Source organism: Bradyrhizobium sp. (assembly GCF_035570375.1).
Classification (GTDB): domain Bacteria; phylum Pseudomonadota; class Alphaproteobacteria; order Rhizobiales; family Xanthobacteraceae; genus Bradyrhizobium.
Genome location: NZ_DATMLW010000138.1, coordinates 1 through 2,976, shown reverse-complemented (window position 1 = coordinate 2,976; position 2,976 = coordinate 1). Strand labels below are relative to the sequence as shown.

Here is a 2,976-nt window from a genome sequence, read left to right as displayed (position 1 = left end):
TCGATCGACTTGTCGCGCTCGGCGCGCTCGCGCGCGAGGCTGCGTTCGATCTCGGCAATCTCCGCTTCCCGCGCCTTGCCGATCAAGGCGATCTCGCGGTCGCGGCGTTCCTGTTCGAGCGCCAGCTCCTTCTGCACCTGGGCGATTTCCCGGCGCTTGGCCTCGGCCGTGAAGGCGATATCGCGCTCGGTGCGCAATTGCTCCAGCGCCTTCTCGTGTTCGATTTCGCGCTGTTCCACTGCCAGCCGCTGATCGAGCACGAACGTCTGTTTCTCACGCAACTGCTTGGCCTGCTCGTTGGCGACCTCTTTGTCCTGGCTGGCGAGCGCGACTGCTTCCTGGCGCTCGATTTCCAGCAATTCGAGCTGGGTAGTGAGATCCTTGTTGCGGATCGCGACGGTCGTCTGCTTCTCAGTGGTGTGGACCTTGCGCCGAGCTTCCGACGTGATTTCGGTGATGACCTTGAGACCCTCGGCGTCGAACACGTTGTCGGAGCGGAAATATTCCTTGGTCGATTGCTCCAGCGCCACGATCGTCACCTCTTCAAGCATCAAGCCGTTGGCGGCGAAGCTTTCGCTGACATCCTCCTTAATCTCGCGAGCGAAGGCATCGCGATTCTCGTGCAGTTGTTTCAACGTCTTGGTGGCGGCGTAGCTGCGCAAGGCGCCGACGACCTTTGCTTCTAGCAGGTTGCGGACCTTTTCGGCGTCGAACGTCTTCTCGCCAAGCGTGCGGCTGGCGGTTAGGACAGCCTCCTCGGTATGACCGACATGAGCATACAATTCAGTAATCACGTCGACGCGGATATTGTCGGCGGTCAAGATCGCCTGTTCGCGCGCTCGGCTAACCGCGAATTTGATCGTCTCGAGCGAGACCCAGGTGATATCGTGGAACACCGGTAACACGATGGCGCCCTTGCCGAGGCACACCTTCGTGCCCAGGAAGCCCGTGCGAATGAATCCCATATTGGACGGCGCGCGTTTGTAGATCCAAATCGAGACTATGTAGAAAATCGCGACAAGGATGATCGCTACAACGATCAGAGTGATAATCACTTCAAGCATAGCCCACTCGTCCCGTTTCTTGAAGTTCTTGCATTTTCATTGTCCGCAAAAGCTCACACCATCTGAACAGAGCGGGTCGAAGCATTTGCCCTGCGCTCACCAAATTCGAACAGTTTCGGAGTTTTTCTATTTCGCTTCATGCTGTCGCGCAGTTCGTCGGTGGCGCGACGATCGACGTCAAGACCCGCGCCCGTGAGAACGACGCCATAGTCCTCGCGCGCCTTCGTTTCGGTCATCAGTTTGCGTGCGACATCGTTGCGGGTGCGCATCGGATCGCGCTCGAGCGGATCGCCCCAGCCGCCGCCGCCGGCAGTGCGGAAAATCACGCGATCTCCAGCATAAACCCGGACGTTGTCGACCTTGGAGGGAAGCGGCTGGCGGCTACCGTCCTTGCGCACCAGCCATTTCTCCGAGCATGCAGCCGGCCGCCCGCCAAGAATGCCCCAGGGTTGCGTCAAGTGACGGTCGTCGTGGATCGAGATGTCACCTTCCTCCAGAAAGAGAAAGACCTTTTCCACGCCGTTACCACCGCGGTGTTTGCCGGCACCGCCGCTATCGATGATCGTGGTGTAGCCTTCGACCAGCATCGGATAGTAGGTCTCCAAGTATTCGCTTGGGATATTCTGAAACAACGGCCACCACGAATGGCCGTCCAGGCCGTCACCGACCGGACGGCCGGGAATGCCACCATAAAGAATTTCCATAAGCTGAAACGGCCGGCCGGACTTGTCCACGCCTGAATAGAGAAAATGCGGGCTCGAACCATAGCCTGCGGCCGTCGCCATCTCTGGCGCATTGTAGCTCAACGCCCCGCCGAGCACGTCGAATTGCCGTGACAGTGCGTGGGTGCGGGAGCCTAGAGGAGCAGGAAAGTTGGGATGCAACAGCGAGCCTTTGGGCAGGGTCACGTGAATGAGATCATAGAAGCCGTCGTTGAACAGGATCTGGGGGTCAAAGACCATGATCATGTAGACCCCGATGAACATCTTGAACATGCCTTCGTGCAGATAGAAGTTGATCGGCCCGGGTGCTTGCGGGGAGGTGCCGGTCCAATCGAAGTAGGCGTTGTCGCCTTCGCGCCAGACAGTGAGCTTCATCTTGAATGGGCCGTTGCCGCGGCCGTCGTCGTCGACATAGTCCTCGAACGACTTCGGTTCCTCCGGCAAGTTCTGCACGATCAATTTGCGCATCGCGCGGTTGGTCCGCTCGAGCAACTCGTCGCAGGCCCGCTTATAGGTTTCACGACCGAACCGATCGCAGATTTCGATCACGCGCCTCTCACCGGCGCGGCAGCCGGCGATGATCGCCATGAGATCGCTGTAATTCATCTCAGGCGTGCGCGTATTGTTCATGATGAGGTCAAGGACTGCCTTATTGATCTCGCCGCGCTGGTAAAGCAGAAGCGGCGGAATGCGGAGACCTTCGCCGAAGATCGAGGTTGCATCCGTCGGCATGCTGCCCGGCACCCAACCGCCGACATCCATCAAGTGGCCGAACATCGAGGCAAACCCGACCAATTCGCCCTGGTGGAACACCGGCACCAGCACCATCCAGTCATTGATATGGCTGATTGCGCCGCCGCACTTGTATGGGTCGCTTTGCAGTATGACGTCGCCAGGCTCCAGATCGAACTTTTGCTCAGCGAGCATCTCGTTAACGTAAGAGCCGAACTGACCGACGATCATCCGCCCTTTCGGGTCGGTGATCATCGGGAACTCGTCATGCTGTTCGCGGATTACCGGCGACATGGCGGAGCGGAACAGCACCGCATCCATTTCATAGCGGGCATTGCGCAGCGCGTTCTCGATCAGATCGAGCGAGACGGTATCAAGGCGGCGGCCTTCCTTTGGCGCCGACGCTGCCGGAGCGTCTTGGGCGCGCGCGGCGGAAGGGTGCTTAGCCGCTGGCCGCT

General features: G+C 59.2%; 2 protein-coding genes. Both read right to left on the bottom strand.

Translation table 11 applies throughout. The annotated features are described in order from the left end of the window. Positions 1-1,064 (bottom strand): SPFH domain-containing protein (locus VNX23_RS14920; RefSeq protein WP_325631224.1); only part of this gene is annotated, 1,064 nt, incomplete at its 3' end. A gap of 53 nt (positions 1,065-1,117) precedes the next feature. Continuing rightward, positions 1,118-2,976, bottom strand: a 1,859-nt coding sequence (locus VNX23_RS14915) for a hydantoinase B/oxoprolinase family protein (RefSeq protein ID WP_325631223.1), incomplete at its 5' end; no start/stop codon positions are given.